Consider the following 16589-nt stretch of genomic DNA (forward strand, 5'->3'; position numbering starts at 1 on the left):
TCCCAGGCGCTGAGACGCCAGTGCCAGGGATTTTTACAATTCACCCCATGACCGACCGGAGCCGCTCGCCCCAACCCGCTCGCCCCCCGTGGGCCTCGGCCCTTGTGGCGCTGCTGCCGCTGCTGTCGGCTCCCCTGCTTGGGGTGGGGCTCGCCTGGGGCCAGGACCAGCTCACGCCCGACCCTGGCAGTGGTGCGCCCGCCGCGCTCCCCGCCGGCCCCCTGGTCCCCCCCCTACCCCCGCCGCCGGTGCCCCTGGCCCAACCGCTGCGGCCCGATCCGGCTGCCCTGCCCAGCCGCCCCCCGGCCCGGTTCGACGCCTCCCTGGATGCCCTGGTGCGGGATGGGGTGGTGAGCCCGGCGGAGCGGGCCCGGATCCGCTCCGGCTCGGGCATGACGCCCTTCCATGTGCCCGCCCACCAGCAGGCCTGCCGCAGTGGTGCCCTCTCCCAGCAGGAATGCAGCAGTGGCCTGGTGGTGCGCTGGCGGGGGCGCTTCAACCCGGGCTCCGGCTCAGGGGCCGATGGCGGCGTGGACGGCGGCTCCGGCTTTGCCGGTCAGCCCCTGCCTCCCCTCACGGTGCCGGTTTCGGCCCTGCTGGCGGGCGCTGGGGGCACGTTCCGACTGGCGGATGTGTTTGGGGTGACGCCGCGGCCGGCACCGATTGGCGGCAATGGCAATCGTCAGTTGCTGTTTCCCCTGATCGGTTCGGCCGTGACCAGCAGCAATTTCGGCTACCGGCTCCATCCGCTGCTGGGCAGCTGGCTGATGCATGCCGGCCGCGACCTGGCGGCGCCGGAGGGGACGCCGGTGGTGGCGGCCCTCGGCGGCCGGGTGGTGAGCAGTGGCCTGGCGGGGGGCTATGGGCTGGCGATTGAGGTGGAGCACGACCGCCCCCGGCGCCGCACCCTCTACGGCCACCTCAGTGAGCTCTACGTCAAGCCGGGGGATCGGGTGCGCCAGGGGGAGGTGATCGGCCGGGTGGGCAGCACGGGCCTGAGCACCGGGCCCCACCTCCACTTCGAGCTGCGGCTGCCCGGGGACGGGGGCTGGGTGGCGGTGGATCCCGGGGATCTTGATCCCGGCGGTGGGGCTGCCGGCAGCGACGCCATTGCCCTGTTGATGGGCCAGCTGCTGCAGAGCCTGGAGCGCCCCCGTCCCGTCAGCTGACGATCCGACCGTCGCGGAAGCGCACGATCTTCTCGGCCCGGGCGGCCACATCGTCTTCGTGGGTCACCATCACCACGGTCATGCCGCCGCGATGCAGGGCATCGAAGATGTCCAGCACTTCGGCGGTGGTCTGGGAATCGAGGGCGCCGGTGGGTTCGTCGGCCAGGAGTAGGGCCGGCTGGTTGATGATCGCCCGGGCGATGGCCACCCGTTGCTGCTGGCCGCCGGAGAGTTGGTTGGGCTTGTTGTGCAGCCGCTCCCCCAGCCCCACCCGCTCCAGGGCTGCCTGGGCCCGCTGCTGGCGTTCGGCGGCGGGCACCCCGGCGTACACCATCGGCAGCATGACGTTGTGGAGGGCACTCAGCTGGGGCAGCAGGTGGAACTGCTGAAACACAAAGCCCAGATCCCGGTTGCGCAGATCGGCCAGCTGGTCGTCGCTGAGCTGCTCCACGGGCGTGTCGTTGAGGCGGTAGCTGCCGCTGCTGGGTCGGTCGAGGCAGCCCAGGATGTTCATCGCCGTGCTCTTGCCGGAGCCCGAAGCACCCATCACGGCCAGGTAGTCGCCCCGGTTCACCGTGAGGTTGAGCTGGTCGAGGGCTTTGACCGCCATCTCACCGCTGCCGTACACCTTGCAGACGCCCTCCAGCCGGGCCACCGGAGCGCTCATCGGGCCTCAGCCAATGGCCTGCATCAGCATCGGGGTGCCGGTCACGGCCTGGCTGGCCCAGGTGAACAGGGGGTTGGAGAGGATGCCCCCAACCGCGGTGACGATCACGCAGCCCACCAGGGCCGTGCGCAGGGCCGGCATCCCGACCACGTTCCAGCTGATCGCCGGGTAGGCCTTCACGACATCGGAGGCTTCCTGGGGCTCCTTCACCACCATCATCTTGATCACCGAGATGTAGTAGTAGATCGACACCACCGAAGTCACCAAGCCCACCACCACGAGCAGGTACTGGTGGTCGGCCCAGCCGGCGAAGAAGAGGTAGATCTTGCCGAAGAAGCCCAGCATCGGCGGGATGCCGCCGAGGGAGAGCAGGCAGAGGCTGAGGCCGAGGGTGATCAGCGGATCCTTCTGGTAGAGGCCGGCGTAGTCGGCGATGCGGTCGGAGCCGGTGCGCAGGGAGAACAGGATGATGCAGGCGAAGGCGCCCAGGTTCATGAACAGGTAGGCGGCCATGTAGAGCACCATTGCCGCAAAGCCGTCCTCGGTGCCGCACACCAGGCCGATCATCACGAAGCCGGCCTGGCCGATCGAGCTGTAGGCCAGCATCCGCTTCATCGAGGTCTGGGCCAGGGCCACCACGTTGCCCAGCACCATGCTCAGCACCGCCAGCACGGTGAACAGCAGCTTCCACTGGGCGTCGAAGCTCTCAAAACAGCCCACCAGGATGCGCAGGGCCAGCGCAAAGCCAGCGGCCTTCGAGCCCACCGACAGGAACGCCACCACCGGGGTGGGGGAGCCCTCGTAGACGTCGGGGGTCCACTGGTGGAAGGGAACGGCGGCGATCTTGAAGGCCACCGTGGCCAGCACGAACACCAGGGCCAGGGCCGTCACCGGGGAGGCACTGGTGCGCAGGGCCACCGCCACCGCATCGAGGCCGGTGGCGCCACCGGTGAGGCCGTAGAGCAGGGAGGCGCCGTAGAGGAACACGGCCGCTGCCGCGGAGCCCACCAGCAGATATTTCAACGCCGCTTCGGAGCTGCGGGCATCCCGCTTCATGTAGCCCGCCAGCAGGTAGCTGGACACCGAGAGGGTTTCCAGCGACACGAAGATGCTCACCAGGTCGGTGGCACCGCAGAGGAACATCGCCCCCAGGGTGGCCGCCAGGAGAATGCCGGCGAACTCGCCCACCGGGGTGCCGCTGCGCTCCACGTAGCGCCAGCTCAGCAGCAGGGAGATCAGCGTGGAGGCCGCCACCACGGCCCGGAAGGCGATGGCCAGGTTGTCGGCCAGGAAGGAGCCCACGAAGGCGGGCTGCAGGTCGGGGGTGTTCCACTGCAGGGCCAGGAGCACCAGGGCACTGCCCAGGCCGGCGTAACAGATCGGCGGCACCCAGCGGCTGGCGGCCTTCTCACCGGCCAGGTCCACCAGCAGGCAGGTGATCAGGGCGATCAACACCGCCGCTTCAGGGGCGATGGCACCGGCGTTGAGCTGGAGGTTCAGTCCCCCGGTTCCGGCACCACTGCCGATCGCATCCGCCACGGTGGAGAGGGCGCCGAGCAGGAACATCAGCGAGAAAACCGCAAGGCGGGAGCTGTGATGTGGGGGACTGTAGCGGCGCTGCGCTGTCGACTTGGTCCCTGGATGCGATAAAGAGGGAAGCGGTTATGCGCTGGTCTGTGGGTCACACCCTGGTCATTGTCGAGAGCCCCACGAAGGCCCGCACCATTCGCGGCTTCCTTCCGAAGGACTTCAAGGTGGAAGCCTCCATGGGGCACGTGCGCGACCTGCCCAACAACGCCAGCGAGATTCCGGCGGCCCACAAGGGCGAGAAGTGGGCCAACCTCGGCGTCAACACCGCCAATGCCTTCGAGCCCCTCTACGTGGTGCCGAAGGACAAGAAAAAGGTGGTGAAGGAGCTCAAGGACGCCCTCAAGGGGGCCGACCAACTGCTGCTGGCCACGGACGAAGACCGGGAAGGGGAGAGCATCAGCTGGCACTTGCTGCAGCTGCTCAGCCCCAAGGTGCCGGTGAAGCGGATGGTGTTCCACGAGATCACCAAGGAGGCGATCGGCCGCGCCCTGGAGCAGACCCGCGAGCTCGACATGGAGCTGGTGCATGCCCAGGAAACCCGGCGCATTCTCGACCGGCTGGTGGGTTACACCCTTTCGCCGCTGCTGTGGAAGAAGGTGGCGTGGGGGCTGAGCGCCGGTCGCGTCCAGTCGGTGGCGGTGCGCCTGCTCGTGCAGCGCGAGCGGGCCCGCCGGGCCTTCAAGAGCGGCAGCTACTGGGACCTGAAGGCCCGGCTGGAGCAGGCCGGCGGCGGCTTTGAGGCCAAGCTCACCCATCTCAAGGGGGAGCGCATCGCCGGCGGGTCCGACTTTGACGAGAGTACCGGCGCCCTCAAGGCCAGCAGCAAGGTGAAGTTGCTGAGCGAGGCCGAGGCCAAAGCCCTTCAGGCTCAGCTGCAGGCCGCCCCCTGGAGCGTGGCCGAGGTGGAGGAGAAGCCCACCGTGCGCAAGCCGGTGCCCCCCTTCACCACCAGCACCCTGCAACAGGAGGCCAACCGCAAGTTGCGGCTCTCGGCCCGGGACACCATGCGCACGGCCCAGGGGCTGTACGAGCGCGGCTTCATCACGTACATGCGCACCGACTCGGTGCACCTGAGCGACCAAGCGATCAACGCCGCCCGCAGCTGCGTCTCGGCCAAATACGGCAAGGACTACCTGAGCCCCGCACCCCGGCAGTTCTCCACCAAGGCCCGCAACGCCCAGGAGGCCCACGAGGCCATCCGCCCCGCCGGCGAAGCGTTCCGCACGCCCAACGAGACCGGTCTCAAGGACAAGGATCTGGCCCTCTACGAGCTGATCTGGAAGCGCACGGTGGCCAGCCAGATGGCCGATGCCCGGCTCACCATGCTCTCGGTGGAGCTCAAGAGCGGCGACGCCAGCTTCCGCGCCTCCGGCAAGCGCATCGACTTTGCCGGCTTTTTCCGCGCCTACGTGGAGGGCTCCGATGACCCCGACGCCGCCCTCGAGGGTCAGGAGGTGCTGCTGCCGGCCCTGAAGGTGGGCGACAGCCCGGCCTGCAAGGCCGTGGAGGCCCTCGGCCACCAGACCCAGCCGCCGGCTCGCTACAGCGAAGCGGCGCTGGTGAAAATGTTGGAAAAGGAGGGCATCGGCCGCCCCTCCACCTATGCCTCGATCATCGGCACGATCGTGGACCGGGGCTACGCCACCCTGGCCAACAACGCCCTCACCCCGAGCTTCACGGCGTTCGCCGTCACGGCCCTGCTGGAGGAGCACTTCCCGGATCTGGTGGACACCAGCTTCACCGCCCGGATGGAGAACACCCTCGACGAGATCTCCCACGGTCAGGTGCAGTGGCTGCCCTACCTGGAGAGTTTCTACAAGGGCGAGAAGGGCCTGGAAACCCAGGTGCAGCAGCGCGAGGGCGACATCGACCCGGGCGTCTCCCGCACCGTGGAGCTCGAGGGTCTGCCCTGTGTGGTGCGCATCGGCCGCTTTGGCGCCTACCTGGAAACCAAGCGGGTGGCCGACGACGGCACCGAGGAGCTGCTCAAGGCCACCCTGCCCCAGGAGATCACCCCGGCCGATCTCGATGCCGACAAGGCCGAGCTGATCCTGCGGCAAAAGGCCGATGGCCCCGAATCCCTGGGTGAGGATCCGGAAACGGGCGACCAGGTGTACCTGCTGTTCGGCCAGTACGGGCCCTATGTGCAGCGGGGCCAGGTGAGCGACGAGACCCCCAAGCCCAAGCGGGCCTCCCTGCCCAAGGGCGTGAAGCCGGAGGAGCTCAGCCTGGAGGATGCCCTGGGCCTGCTGCGGCTGCCGCGGCACCTGGGTGAGCACCCGGACGGCGGCAAGATCGAGGCGGGGCTGGGGCGTTTCGGGCCCTATGTGGTGCACCACAAGGGCAAGGGCGAGAAGGACTACCGCTCGCTCAAGGCCGAGGACGACGTGTTGATGGTGGGGCTGAGCCGCGCCGTGGAACTGCTGGCCATGCCCAAGAAGGGCCGCGGCGGCCGCACCGCCCTCAAGGAGCTGGGCACACCCGAGGGTGCCGATGAGGCGATCCAGCTGTTTGATGGGCCCTACGGGCTCTACGTGAAGCAGGGCAAGGTGAATGCCTCCCTGCCGGAGGGCACCACCGCCGACACCATCACCCTGGAGCAGGCGGTGGAGCTGCTGGCGGCCAAGGCCGCCACGGGCAAGGCCAAGGGCCGCAAGCCGGCCGCAGCGGCCGCCAAGAAGCCCGCGGCCAAGAAGCCTGCCGCTGCCAAGACTGCTGCTGCCAAGACTGCCGCCGCCAAAAAGCCCACCACCACCAAGACCGGCCGCCTCCGGGCCAGTGCGGTTCGGGTGATCAAGGCGGCCGACCGCTGATGGCAGCAGAGCCGCTGCGCTGGGTGCTGTCGGCCCGCCGACCGGTGCTGAACGCTCTGGCTCTCTCGGCCTGCGGGCTGCTGCTGGCGAGTTGCAGCGGAACCCGCTTCGGCGACCAGCTCGCCCGCAGTTTCTCAACGCCCCAGGCCCAGCCTGAGGCACCGCCCCCGGCGCCCACCCAGACCCCCGTCCCTGGCACGACAGCCGCCACCAGCAAAGGCGCGAAAGCTCCAAAGGCTCCCGTGCCGCCCGTCCCGTCCTTGCCCCGGGCGACCCAGCCCAGCAAGCCGGCTCCCTACCGGATCACGATCCAGCTGCCGTCGGCGGATCCGGCAGCCCCCGCCGAGGCGGTCACCGAGGCGCTGCGGGCCGCCGGTGTGAGTTTTGAAGTGGAGATGATCGAGCGCATCGGCGCGTCGGCTGGTGGACAGGCGCCCCCGGCCGCTCCCGCCCCTGCGGCCCCCACGGTCACCCCGGCGCCGGCTCCCCGCTGATGGCACCCCACCGGCAGGATCGGCCGTTGTCCGGGCGTCAGCTGAGTCGACGCCAGGCCCGCCAGTTGATGGACACCGCCTACCTGGCCGCTGCCACCGCCCTGCTCTGGGTGGCGCTCTACTACCTGCCGGTGGGCAGCCCCCTGTTCCGCCTGGCCCTGCCCCTGCCCCTGGCTCTGTTGCAGTTGCGTCACGGCTGGCGCTGTGCCCTCGAGGGGCTGGTGGTGACAGCTCTTTTGCTGGTGGCCCTGATGGGGCCGATCCGGGGGCCGCTGGTGGTGTTTCCCTATGGAGCCCTGGCCCTCTGGCTGGGCTGGTGTTGGCGGCGGCGAACCAGCTGGTGGCTCAGCTGGGGGGTCGGCAGCCTGATCGGTGCCGCCGGTTTTCTGGTGCGAGTGGCGGTGCTGTCGGTGCTCGTGGGCGAAAACCTCTGGGTGGTGATCACCACGGCGGCCGCCGGACTGCTGGAAAAACTGGCCGGCTGGGTGGGGTTGGCCGCAGGCGTTGAACTGGTCCAGGTGCAGCTGGCTGCCCTGGGGCTCGTGTGGGTGCAAAACGTGATCCTGGTGCTGGCCCTGCACGCCGTGGCCTACTGGATCTTCCCCAGGCTGCAGGCGCCGATCAGTGAGCCCCCGGACGCCCTGCGCGCCCTGGTGGCCCTCGATCCCCTCTGAGTGGGCTGATGGCCTCTGGGGGTTTGCCACCCGATGCCTTGGCCCCTGATTCCTGGCGTCAGGCGCTTCAGCTGGGCTGGTCGCAGAGCCGGACCCTGCTACTCCTGGCGGCCACCGACACCGCCGCGGTGCCTGGCATCTCGGCCGCCGGAGCCTCGCCCACAGCCCGGCTCGGCACCGCAGCCGCGGATGCCGAGCTGCTGGTGCAGGGGCCGGGCGGTAGCCGCTGCCATGCCCTGCCGCCCCTGCCGGCGGGGGTGAGTCCGGCCCTGATCAGCCATGTGGTGCTGCGGGAGCTGGGTCTGCTGGACCGCACCCAGGTGCTGGATTTGGGCTGCCCCATCGCGGCGGCGGTGCCGCACCTGCGCCTGCCCGGCCTCGAAGCTGCCGGCCCCGCCCGCTGCCTCAGCACCGGCCGGGCCCTGGATCCGGCCCGGGTGGCGGCCCTGCTGCAGCGGGGCACCCGGTGGGGCCAGCGCTGGGATCCCAGCGAGCCCCTGGTGGTGGCGGAGTGCGTGCCGGGGGGCACCAGCACGGCCCTGGCGGTGCTGCAGGGGCTTGGGGTGGCGGCGGCCGGGCTGGTGAGCGGCAGCCTGCACCAACCCGCCCACGCGCTCAAGGCGGCCCTGGTGGGCCAGGGCCTGGCGGCGGCCGGGCTGTCGGGCGGGGGGAGCGCTGTGGCCAATCCCCTGGCGGTGTTGGCGGCGGTGGGGGATCCGATGCAGGCCTTCGCCACGGGCCTGGTGGGGGCGGCGGCGGCCCGGGGCACGCCGGTGCTGCTGGCCGGGGGCAGCCAGATGGCGGCCGTGCTCGCCCTGGCCCTGGCGCTGGCACCGGTGGCGGCCCGGCAGGCCCTGGCGGAGCGGTTGGTGGTGGCGACCACGGCCTGGGTGGCGGAGGAGCCGGACAGCGATCTGAGCCTGTTGCTGGAGCGCATCGGCGCCTGCTGGCAGGTGCAGCCGCGGCTGGAGGTGGCGGCCCTGCGGTTCCACGGCTGTATCAGTGCAGCCCTGCGGGATTACGAGCGCGGCTATGTGAAGGAGGGCGTGGGGGCGGGGGGCCTGGCCGTGCTCTGGCAGCTGGCCGGACGCGACCCGGCGGCCCTGGCGGCCGCCTGCGATCGTGCCTGCCGGATCGAGCTCGATCTGGACGGGCTGGCTGGGGGGGATCGCGGTGTTTAGGGTCGCTGCCATGGCTCCTCTCCCCGGATCGCTCTCCCGCCGCCAGCTCCTGCAGCTGGGCGTGGCGGCCGGCCTGTTGGCCGCCTGCCGCCCCGCGAACGGTCCCGAGCTGCTGCTGGTGGAGGGAGAGCTGCCGGCTGCCTGGTTGAAGCAGCTGCCGGCGCCCTGGCGTTCCCGGGCGCTGGCGGATCCCGCAGCGGTCCAACGGGCCGGATTCCCCGCTGGGCAGCCCGCACCTGGCCTGGTGGCCCTCAGCGACGGCTGGGCCAGTGGTCTGGGCCGGGAGCGGTTGCAGGCCTTCGGGGCGCCCCGGCTCTGGGCCCGTCTGGCGCCCTTCAGTGCCGAGGTGGCCCGGCTGTTCGGCCCAGCCGGGGGCACGGCTGAGCTGGCCTTCCCCTGGGCCTACAGCCCCTGGGTGATCGCCCTGCGCAACCGTCCCGATCTGGCGGCCCGCCGCCAGCAGGGCTGGTCGCTGCTGCTCGACCCCAGCCTGCGGGGGCGGTTGGTGCTGCCCTCCAGCCCCCGCATCAGCCTGGAGATCGTCAAAGGGGATTTTGAGCAACTGGAGCGGCTGCGGGCCCAGGCCCTGGCCTACGACGACCGCGATGGCCTCAGCCTGTTGCTGGGCGGCAAGGCCGAAGCGGCCGTGCTGCCGTTGCAGCGGTTGATTCCCCTGCTGCGCCGCGACCAGCGCCTGGCGGTGATCTGGCCCGACAGCGGGGCTCCGCTCAGCTGGCAGCTGCTGGTGCGGCCAGCGCTACCCCAAGCCCAGGCTGGGCAGGCGTCCCCCCCACCGCTGGAGTGGCTCGGGGCGGTTCTGGAGCCGTCGCTGCTGGAATCGCTGCTGGCCAAGGGCTGGGTGCCGCCCCTGCCCCAGGCGGTGCTGGCCCCCGCGGCCCGGCGTTTTCCGGCGGCCATGGCGGCGTTGTTGCTGCCCGGCGATGCCCTGCTGGGCCGCTGCTGGAGCCTGCCACCGCTCAGCGTTGCTGCGCAGCTCGCCCAGCAGAACCTCTGGGATGCGGCTGCCCCCAGGCCTTAGTCGTTGCTCCCTTGCCTGAGTGGGGGATGGGGTGGGCGCGGCCGTGTCGCTGTTCCGTACAGCTTGTACAGAATTTGGACCTAGGGGATCTGGGCCATGGGGCCCTCCTCCAGATCCGGATCAGGACGCCAAGGGCTAGCCCCAGAGCCGCCGCCGCGGAGCGGCGGCCAGGCGCCGGTGGGTGTCGGCCAGCAGGGTTGGGATCGGCAGGCCGTGGGGGCAGCGGGGCAGGCAGGCGCCGCAGGCTTGGCAGGCCTCGGCCTGGCGCTCCTCCCACCAGTGGCCGGCGCGGCCGATCAGGTTGTAGCGCTCGCCGGCAAACGCCTCCATGCCGTGGCCGACGGCCAGGTTGCGCAGGCGCAGCAGTTCGGGGATCGGCACGCCGTTGGGGCAGGGCAGGCAGGCCCGGCACTGGCCGCAGCGCTCGGCCCCCAGCCGCTGCCGGCCGGCGGCCTCCAGCCTGGCCAGGGCCTGGTGGTGGGCAGGGCTGAGCCAGGCTGCGGGCTCTGCGGCGATGGCAGTGGCCCAGGCCAGATCGCCCGGCTGCTCGGCCCCCAGGCTCAGGGTGGAGATTCCCTGATCCAGCAGAAAGCGGTAGGCCAGCTCCAGGGGGTGGAACGGGGCGCAGTCGGCCAGCAGTTCGGCTGGTGGGTCGTAGAGGCGGCCGCCCTTGTCGGCGGGGGAGATGGCCAGCACGCCGATGCCGTCCGCGAGGGCGGCGCGGGCCAGGGGCAGGCGGGTCTGGTCGAACAGGTGCAGGTGCAGGCTGCAGAAGCTGAAGGATCCCGAGGCCAGGGCCGCTTCGATCAGCTCCGGACTGCCGTGGCTGGTGAAGCCCACCTGGCCCACCAGCCCTTCGCCGCGGGCCCAGGTCAGCAGCTCGGCACCGGGGCCCCGCAGGGCCCAGTCCAGGTGCTCGGGGGTGTTGAGGCCATGCACCGCCAGGTTGGTGAGTGGGCCTGGGCCAAGGCGCTGGAGGATGGCGCGCAGCTGCCCCTGGGCGGTGGCCAGATCGGGCCCAGGCAGCAGCTTGCTGGTGATGCGCCAGCCGCCCGGCGGGGCCAGGTTGTCCAGGGCCAGGGCGGCGAGGGCCTGGCCGAGGAAGGTTTCGGCGGGGCCGTAGGCCGGGGCCGTCTCCAGATGGTTGATGCCGGCGGCCAAGGCCGCGCGCAGCACCGCTTCCATCTGGGCCGGGCTGCCCAGGGCGCGCATGGTGCCCAGGCTGAAGGCCGATACCGGTGGCCCGGCTCCGAAGGGGCGCAGCCGCTGCTCAGCCGGCGCCGGGACTGTCGTCATGCTCTTCGCCGGGGCCGGGGGCTGGGGGTTCAGGCTCCGCTTCCGTTTGCGATGCCGACCCAGGCTCGGGGTGGGCCTGGCGCAGATGGCGCACCAGGTCGGCGGGGCTGGTGCTGTCGAGGAAGCGGCGGAATTTGTCCTGGTCTTCCGCATCGGCCTCCGCATCCACCGGGATGGAGGCATCGGCCACCACTTCCTCCAGCATCCAGATGGGGCTATGGGTGCGCAGGGCCAGGGCGATGGCGTCGCTGGGCCGGGCATCGAGCTCCAGGCTGGTGGCGGGTTTGGCGTCGCCAGAGCCGGATTCCCCAGGCCCGGACTCCCCTGCGCCAGCGGCCTGGGCGGGGAGGAGTTTCAGCACGGCCCGGAAGGTGCTGTCTTCAATCGTGTGGATCACCACCCGGTCGAGCCGCAGCCCGCCCGCATCGATCAGGGCGGCCATCAGGTCGTGGCTGAGGGGCCGCGGCGGCGGCTCGTTGCTGAGGCCGGCCAGGATGTTCTGGGCCTGGGCCTGGTCGATCCAGATCGGCACCTGGCGCCGGCCCGAAGGATCCCGCAACAGCACGATCGGGCTGCGACTGGCCGCATCCAGGCCGATTCCGGCAACGCGCATCTCGACCATGGCTTGCCCGCCGAGCCCTTTGTCCGATTATGGCCAGATTGGTTCTTCCTGGGCTGGACAGCGGATGTTTACCGGGCTGGTGCAGGCCACAGGGGTGATCCGCCGCAGTCCCCGCGGGGTGCAGGTGCAGTGGTCGGCAGCTCCCGCAGGGGGCTGGGGGCCCCAGAGTCTGGCCCTGGGGGACAGCGTGGCGGTGGATGGGGTGTGCCTCACCGTGGCCGAGCGCCTCGCCGATGGTTTTCGCGCCGATGTGAGTGAGGAAACCCTGGGGCGCACCACCCTCGCGGCCAAGGCGGATCGGGGTGGGGCGGTGAATCTTGAGCCCGCCCTGCGCCTGGCCGATCGCCTCGGCGGCCATCTGGTGAGCGGCCATGTGGACGGCTTGGGGGTGGTGCGCGCCATTGCGCGTCAGCCGGCCTCCTGGCGCCTGGAGCTGGCCTGGAGTGACCCCGCCTATGGCCGCTACATCTGTGAGAAGGCGAGTGTTGCCGTGGATGGCATCAGCCTCACGGTGGCGGGCTGCGAGCCCAGTGGTGCCGGCTTCTGGATCGCCGTGATTCCCCACACCTGGGCCAGCACCACCCTGGCCCAGCTGGCCGTGGGGGATGGGGTCAACCTGGAAGCTGATCTGTTGGCGAAATACACCGAACGGCTGCTCTCGGCCGCCGGCACGGCCGCGGGGCCGGCTGGGGAGTCGATCAGTGGTGCCTGGCTAGCCGACCACGGTTGGGTCTGAGCCAGGCTGACGCCGGCGGATGGCGTGACTACGGTCCGAGGGACGTCGGTTGCATACGGATGGGCTCAAGTCTGCTGTCCCCCAATGGCGCGGGACTCAAGGCCTTCACCCTGTTTGAGGGGGTATTGATGCTGGTGCTGGGGGTGCTGGCCCTGATCTTTCCGGTGGTGGCCTCGGCCTGGATCACCGTGATCGTGGCGGTGTCCTTTCTGGTGGGCGGCATCGTGGGCTGGGTGAGCAATCTGGCCCGCTCCCGCCAGCTGGGGCGGTGGTACTGCTTCTGGCGCCTGGTGATCTCCACCCTGTTTGTCGTGGTGGGGGCCTGGATGATTCAGCAGTTCCGCGGCGGCCCGCTCGAGGGGGGCGTGGTGGTGGCCAGCCTCGCCTTTGCCATCGGCCTCGTCTTCATCCTGGAGGGCGTGGTGTCAATCCTGATGTCCCTGGGGCACACCCAGATGCGGGGCTGGGGATGGGGCCTGCTCAATGGCATCGTCACCCTGATCCTCGGCGTGTTGATCGTCACCATGCAGGGCTGGGGCCTGCTGTGGGTGATTGGCGTGCTGGTGGGGATCAGCTTTTTGTTCAGCGGCATCGACCTGCTGGCCTTCAGCGCCCGCTTTCATGGCGATGACTGAAGCGGGCTCCTAGCCCTCGAGGGGCAGTAGCCAGATGGAGCCGGTTTCCTGGTGAATTTCGATCCGGAACTCCTGGCCCGGCTCCAGTCCCAGCCGGCGGGTGTAGGCCTGGCCGATCAGCAGGTTGCCATTGCCGTGCACGCGGGTTCGGAATTCCGCTTGCCGGCCCTTCCCCTGGCCCGTGCCGCGGCCCCCGGAGCTGGCGGGGAGGTGGTAGCCCTTGGCGGCCACCAGGGCCCGGTAAAAACTCTTTTTCAGCACCCGACCACTCGGACCCACATAGCCACAGGCCCGGGCGATCTGATCTTCCGGCCGATCGCTCAGGGCCCGCGCCCGATCCAGCAGGGCCTGGCCTTCCAGCATTTCCGGTGGGCTGTCGCCCGTCCTGGCCGCCATGGCGCTTGCCTGCCCTCGTCAGTGAGATAACTCGATTCTGCCGACTGTGCTGAAAATCGCCACTCCCGTCAGGGTGAGGAAACTGGGGATTGGATCGCTCTCAGAGCAGATAGAGAATTCCGTACAGCACCACCCAGATGCCATCCACGAAGTGCCAGTAAAGCTCGGCCGCTTCGAGGCCGAAGTGATCGCTGGCGCTGATGCGGCCGCCTTGGCGGGTTTGCAGGGCCACGATGGCGATGCAGATCACCCCCAGGGTCACGTGCAGGCCGTGGAACCCGGTGAGGGCATAGAAGGTGCTGGCGAACAGGTTGTCGGTGAGGCTGAAGGGCAAGCTGAAGTACTCCACCATCTGGCCCGCCAGAAAGATGGCCCCCAAGCCGCCGGTGATGGCCAGCCAGAGGCGACTGGCCCCCAGGTTGCCGCCGCGGCATTCCTTGCCCGCCCGGTGGAAGGTGAAGCTGCTGATGATCAGCACCACGGTGTTGATCGTGGGGAGCAGCAGCTCCAGTTCGTAGGTGCTCCCCTCCTGCAGGGGATTCACGGCCCGGAAGGTGAGATAGGCGGCGAAGAAGCCGGCGAAGGTCATGCCATCGGCCACCAGGAAGGTGGCCAGGCCAAACAGGCGAAAGTCCCCATGCTCCGCGTGCTCCTGCTCGGCCGCGGCGGTGTGGCTGGCGTCGGGGCCCTGGTTGGGGCTGCCGGAGCCCTGGCCGGAGTCCTGGAGGGGTGCGGTGCTGGTCATGCCTTCACCTCCTGGGGTTGATCCTGGTGCTGGCCGTAGCCGTAGGGCTCGGTGACCAGCGGGGCTTCGCCAATCCAGTTTTCCACCGGCGGCGGCGAACTGGTGAGCCACTCGGGGGTGAGGGCATTCCAGGGGTTATCGCCCGCTGGCTTGCCGTTGATGGCGGTGACCACCACGTTGATCAGCAGGGGGATGGTGCTGATCGCCATCAGCAGGGCGCCGACGCTGCTCACCTGGTTGAGGGTGGTGAAGGTGGGGTCGTATTCCGCCACGCGCCGGGGCATGCCATTGAGCCCCAGCCAGTGCTGGGGAGCGAAGCAGAGATTGAAGCCGATGAAGGTGAGCAGGAAGTGGAGCCGGCCGAGGTCTTCATTGAGCAGTCGGCCGGTGAATTTGGGATACCAGTGATAAAGCGAGCCGAAGATCACGAACACCGTGCCGCCATAGACGATGTAGTGGAAATGGCCCACCACGAAGTAGGTGTCATGCACGTGGATGTCGAAGGGCACCTGGGCCAGGGCGACTCCGGTGATGCCACCAAACACGAAGTTGACGATGAAGGCACAGGAAAACAGCATGGCTGAATTCAGGGCAATCTTGCCGCCCCAGAGGGTGGCGAGCCAGTTGAAGAATTTGATGCCCGTGGGAACGGCAATGAAGGAGGTGGCGATCGTGAAGAACAGGCGCATCCAGGGGGGCGTGCCGCTGGTGAACATGTGGTGGGCCCACACGATCAACCCGAGAAACACAATGGCCATGATCGAATACACCATCGTGGTGTAGCCGAACAGGGGTTTGCGGGCGTGCACCGGCAGGATCTCACTCACCAGGCCAAAAGCCGGCAGCACCATGATGTACACGGCTGGGTGGGAATAGAACCAAAACAGGTGCTGGTACACCACCACGTTGCCGCCTAGGGCCGGATTAAAGAAGCCTGTGTGGGCAATGATGTCGAAGCTGAGCAGGATCAGCGTGCCTGCCAGCACCGGCGTGGAGAGCACCACCAGGATGCTGGTGCCGAGCATGGCCCAGCAGTACATCGGCAGCTGCATCAGCTTGAGGCCCGGCCGGCGCAATTTCAGCACCGTCGCGATGAAGTTGATGCCGCCGAAGATGGAGCTGCCCCCCAGTAACAGCACACTCAGAATCCACACCACCTGGCCGGCGGCGGGGGTGGTGAGGCTCAGGGGGGGGTAGGCCGTCCAGCCGGACTGGGCGGCGGCCCCGGCAATGAAGTAGCTGCTGATCAGCAGGATGCCGGCCGGAGGGATCAACCAGAACGCCACCGCATTGAGCCGCGGGAAGGCCATGTCCCGGGCCCCAACGTAAAAGGGGATCAGGTAGTTGCCGAATGCCCCGTTCACCACCGGCACGATCCAGAGAAAGATCATCACCGTGCCGTGGAGGGTGAGCACCTCGTTGTAGGTGTCACGCGGCATGAAATCGGACAGGGGCGTGACCAGCTCCGTGCGGATAGCTCCGGCCAGGGCACCACCCACCAGATAAAAGAGGAAGCCGCACACCAGGTACTGCAGCCCAATCACCTTGTGGTCGAGGCTGAAGCTGAAATACCGCAACCACCCCTGGGGCTGGAGGCTGCCGTTGAAGTCGCTCGGATTGGCGAGGGTCATGGCGTCTCAGGTGGTGGTGCGGTTGGGGCTGTTCTGCTGCAGCCAGGCGTCGTAGGCCTCGGGTTCATGCACCACCACATTGGAGCGCATGCCGCCGTGGTACGGCCCGCAGAGTTCGGCGCACACGATCGGATAGGTGCCCGCCTTGGTGGCGGTGAAGGACAACACGGTGGGTTGACCGGGGATCACGTCCTGCTTGAGGCGGAACTGGGGCACCCAGAAGGCATGGATCACGTCGCGGGCCTCCATGTGGAGCTCCACCGGTTGGCCGGTGGGAACGTGCAGCTCACCGCTGGTGATCTGGGCGTCCGGGTAGTGAAAGATGAAGGCGAACTGCATGGCGGTGACCTCCACGGGCAACACTGGACCGCCCGGGGCGGCGTCCATGCCGGCGGCGCCAATCCCGCCCCAGACCCGGCCAGGGGCTTGGGCCTGTTGCACCGAGTGGTCCATCGCCATGTGGTCCATGGCGGAGTGGTCGTTGAGCGCCACCATGCCGCCCATGCGCTCGTAGATGTCGTAGCTGTAAATGCCGACGAACAAGACCACGATTGCGGGAATGGCGGTCCAGACGATTTCAAGGGGCAGATTGCCCTCGATGGCGAGGCCATCACTGAAGTCGCCGGCGCGGCGTCGGAATCGAAACATGCTGTAAACAAGCAAGATCACGATGCCGAGAAACAGCATGGTGCCAATGCTGAATAAAACCTTAAATAGGGCGTCGTAGGTGGGGGCGTTGCTGCTTGCGTCCAGGGGCAGCATGTTGACGTTGTTGCCCACCCACAACCCTGTCAGCACAAGGGCTGTGGTGGCCGCGAGAACAGCCAGGGCGGTGCGAATCGGCACGGTGCACGTGGCGCGTTTGCTCAGCCTATGGGGAGCAGCGCTGCGGTGCGTGTCA

The 16589-nt window shown here is 69.1% G+C and carries 16 protein-coding genes; 8 read left to right on the forward strand and 8 right to left on the reverse strand.

The genetic code is table 11. The annotated features are described in order from the left end of the window. The first annotated feature begins 47 nt into the window (after window positions 1-47). Entirely contained in the window at window positions 48-1169 is a 1122-nt protein-coding gene (locus tag KBY71_RS00235) for a M23 family metallopeptidase (RefSeq protein WP_254926994.1), read from the forward strand. Here the strand turns inward: KBY71_RS00235 and KBY71_RS00240 are convergent. Both KBY71_RS00240 and KBY71_RS00245 read right to left on the reverse strand, forming a co-directional pair. Then, window positions 1162-1836, reverse strand: a complete 675-nt coding sequence (locus tag KBY71_RS00240) for an ABC transporter ATP-binding protein (RefSeq protein WP_254926995.1) — start codon at window positions 1834-1836, stop codon at window positions 1162-1164. The genes KBY71_RS00235 and KBY71_RS00240 overlap by 8 nt on opposite strands. A 6-nt stretch (window positions 1837-1842) precedes the next feature. Then, entirely contained in the window at window positions 1843-3402 is a 1560-nt protein-coding gene (locus KBY71_RS00245) for an NAD(P)H-quinone oxidoreductase subunit N (protein ID WP_254926996.1), read from the reverse strand. 110 nt (window positions 3403-3512) lie between these two features. Between KBY71_RS00245 and topA the strand changes: the two genes are divergently transcribed. From topA to KBY71_RS00270, 5 genes are all read left to right on the forward strand, one after another. Next, window positions 3513-6239 carry a type I DNA topoisomerase gene (gene topA / locus KBY71_RS00250; protein WP_254926997.1) on the forward strand — a complete coding sequence of 909 codons (2727 nt, stop codon included), beginning with the start codon at window positions 3513-3515 and terminating at the stop codon, window positions 6237-6239. Next, window positions 6239-6733, forward strand: coding sequence for a hypothetical protein (locus KBY71_RS00255; RefSeq protein ID WP_315858472.1), 495 nt, complete (start codon window positions 6239-6241; stop codon window positions 6731-6733). Before topA ends, KBY71_RS00255 begins: the two co-directional genes overlap by 1 nt. Window positions 6734-6801: 68 nt before the next feature. Continuing rightward, window positions 6802-7407 carry a DUF2232 domain-containing protein gene (locus KBY71_RS00260; RefSeq protein ID WP_254927052.1) on the forward strand — a complete coding sequence of 202 codons (606 nt, stop codon included), beginning with the start codon at window positions 6802-6804 and terminating at the stop codon, window positions 7405-7407. A 38-nt stretch (window positions 7408-7445) separates the two neighbouring features. After that, window positions 7446-8588 carry a nicotinate-nucleotide--dimethylbenzimidazole phosphoribosyltransferase gene (locus KBY71_RS00265; RefSeq protein WP_254926998.1) on the forward strand — a complete coding sequence of 381 codons (1143 nt, stop codon included), beginning with the start codon at window positions 7446-7448 and terminating at the stop codon, window positions 8586-8588. A gap of 10 nt (window positions 8589-8598) precedes the next feature. Continuing rightward, window positions 8599-9627 carry a twin-arginine translocation pathway signal gene (locus KBY71_RS00270; protein ID WP_254926999.1) on the forward strand — a complete coding sequence of 343 codons (1029 nt, stop codon included), beginning with the start codon at window positions 8599-8601 and terminating at the stop codon, window positions 9625-9627. A 135-nt stretch (window positions 9628-9762) separates the two neighbouring features. Here the strand turns inward: KBY71_RS00270 and KBY71_RS00275 are convergent, their stop codons facing one another. Together KBY71_RS00275 and KBY71_RS00280 are read right to left on the reverse strand one after the other, a co-directional pair. Further along, window positions 9763-10923: an aldo/keto reductase gene (locus tag KBY71_RS00275; protein WP_254927000.1), complete on the reverse strand. Its 1161-nt coding sequence runs from the start codon at window positions 10921-10923 to the stop codon at window positions 9763-9765. Beyond that, the gene (locus tag KBY71_RS00280) at window positions 10898-11545 is read right to left on the reverse strand and encodes a bifunctional nuclease family protein (RefSeq protein ID WP_254927001.1); all 648 of its coding nucleotides are present in this window, start codon (window positions 11543-11545) and stop codon (window positions 10898-10900) included. Before KBY71_RS00280 ends, KBY71_RS00275 begins: the two co-directional genes overlap by 26 nt. Window positions 11546-11609: 64 nt before the next feature. Here KBY71_RS00280 and KBY71_RS00285 point away from each other — a divergent pair, with 64 nt between their 5' ends. Together KBY71_RS00285 and KBY71_RS00290 are read left to right on the forward strand one after the other, a co-directional pair. Further along, window positions 11610-12281: a riboflavin synthase gene (locus KBY71_RS00285; RefSeq protein ID WP_254927002.1), complete on the forward strand. Its 672-nt coding sequence runs from the start codon at window positions 11610-11612 to the stop codon at window positions 12279-12281. A 59-nt stretch (window positions 12282-12340) separates the two neighbouring features. Further along, a complete protein-coding gene (locus KBY71_RS00290; protein ID WP_254927003.1) occupies window positions 12341-12916 on the forward strand; it encodes an HdeD family acid-resistance protein in 576 nt (191 codons plus the stop codon). 9 nt (window positions 12917-12925) lie between these two features. Here the strand turns inward: KBY71_RS00290 and KBY71_RS00295 are convergent, their stop codons facing one another. The 4 genes from KBY71_RS00295 to KBY71_RS00310 form a co-directional block, all read right to left on the reverse strand. Continuing rightward, window positions 12926-13279 carry an AbrB family transcriptional regulator gene (locus KBY71_RS00295; protein ID WP_254927053.1) on the reverse strand — a complete coding sequence of 118 codons (354 nt, stop codon included), beginning with the start codon at window positions 13277-13279 and terminating at the stop codon, window positions 12926-12928. A gap of 133 nt (window positions 13280-13412) precedes the next feature. Continuing rightward, the gene (locus tag KBY71_RS00300; protein ID WP_254927004.1) at window positions 13413-14057 is read right to left on the reverse strand and encodes a cytochrome c oxidase subunit 3; all 645 of its coding nucleotides are present in this window, start codon (window positions 14055-14057) and stop codon (window positions 13413-13415) included. Then, on the reverse strand, window positions 14054-15688 hold the full coding sequence (gene ctaD, locus KBY71_RS00305; protein WP_254927005.1) for a cytochrome c oxidase subunit I: 1635 nt from the start codon (window positions 15686-15688) through the stop codon (window positions 14054-14056). Before ctaD ends, KBY71_RS00300 begins: the two co-directional genes overlap by 4 nt. 6 nt (window positions 15689-15694) lie before the next feature. Then, window positions 15695-16534 (reverse strand): cytochrome c oxidase subunit II, encoded by an 840-nt coding sequence (locus KBY71_RS00310; protein WP_254927006.1) that lies wholly within the window; start codon window positions 16532-16534, stop codon window positions 15695-15697. Window positions 16535-16589: the final 55 nt, after the last annotated feature.

Origin of the sequence: Cyanobium sp. T1B-Tous, assembly GCF_024345475.1 — a bacterium.
GTDB lineage: Bacteria > Cyanobacteriota > Cyanobacteriia > PCC-6307 > Cyanobiaceae > Cyanobium_A.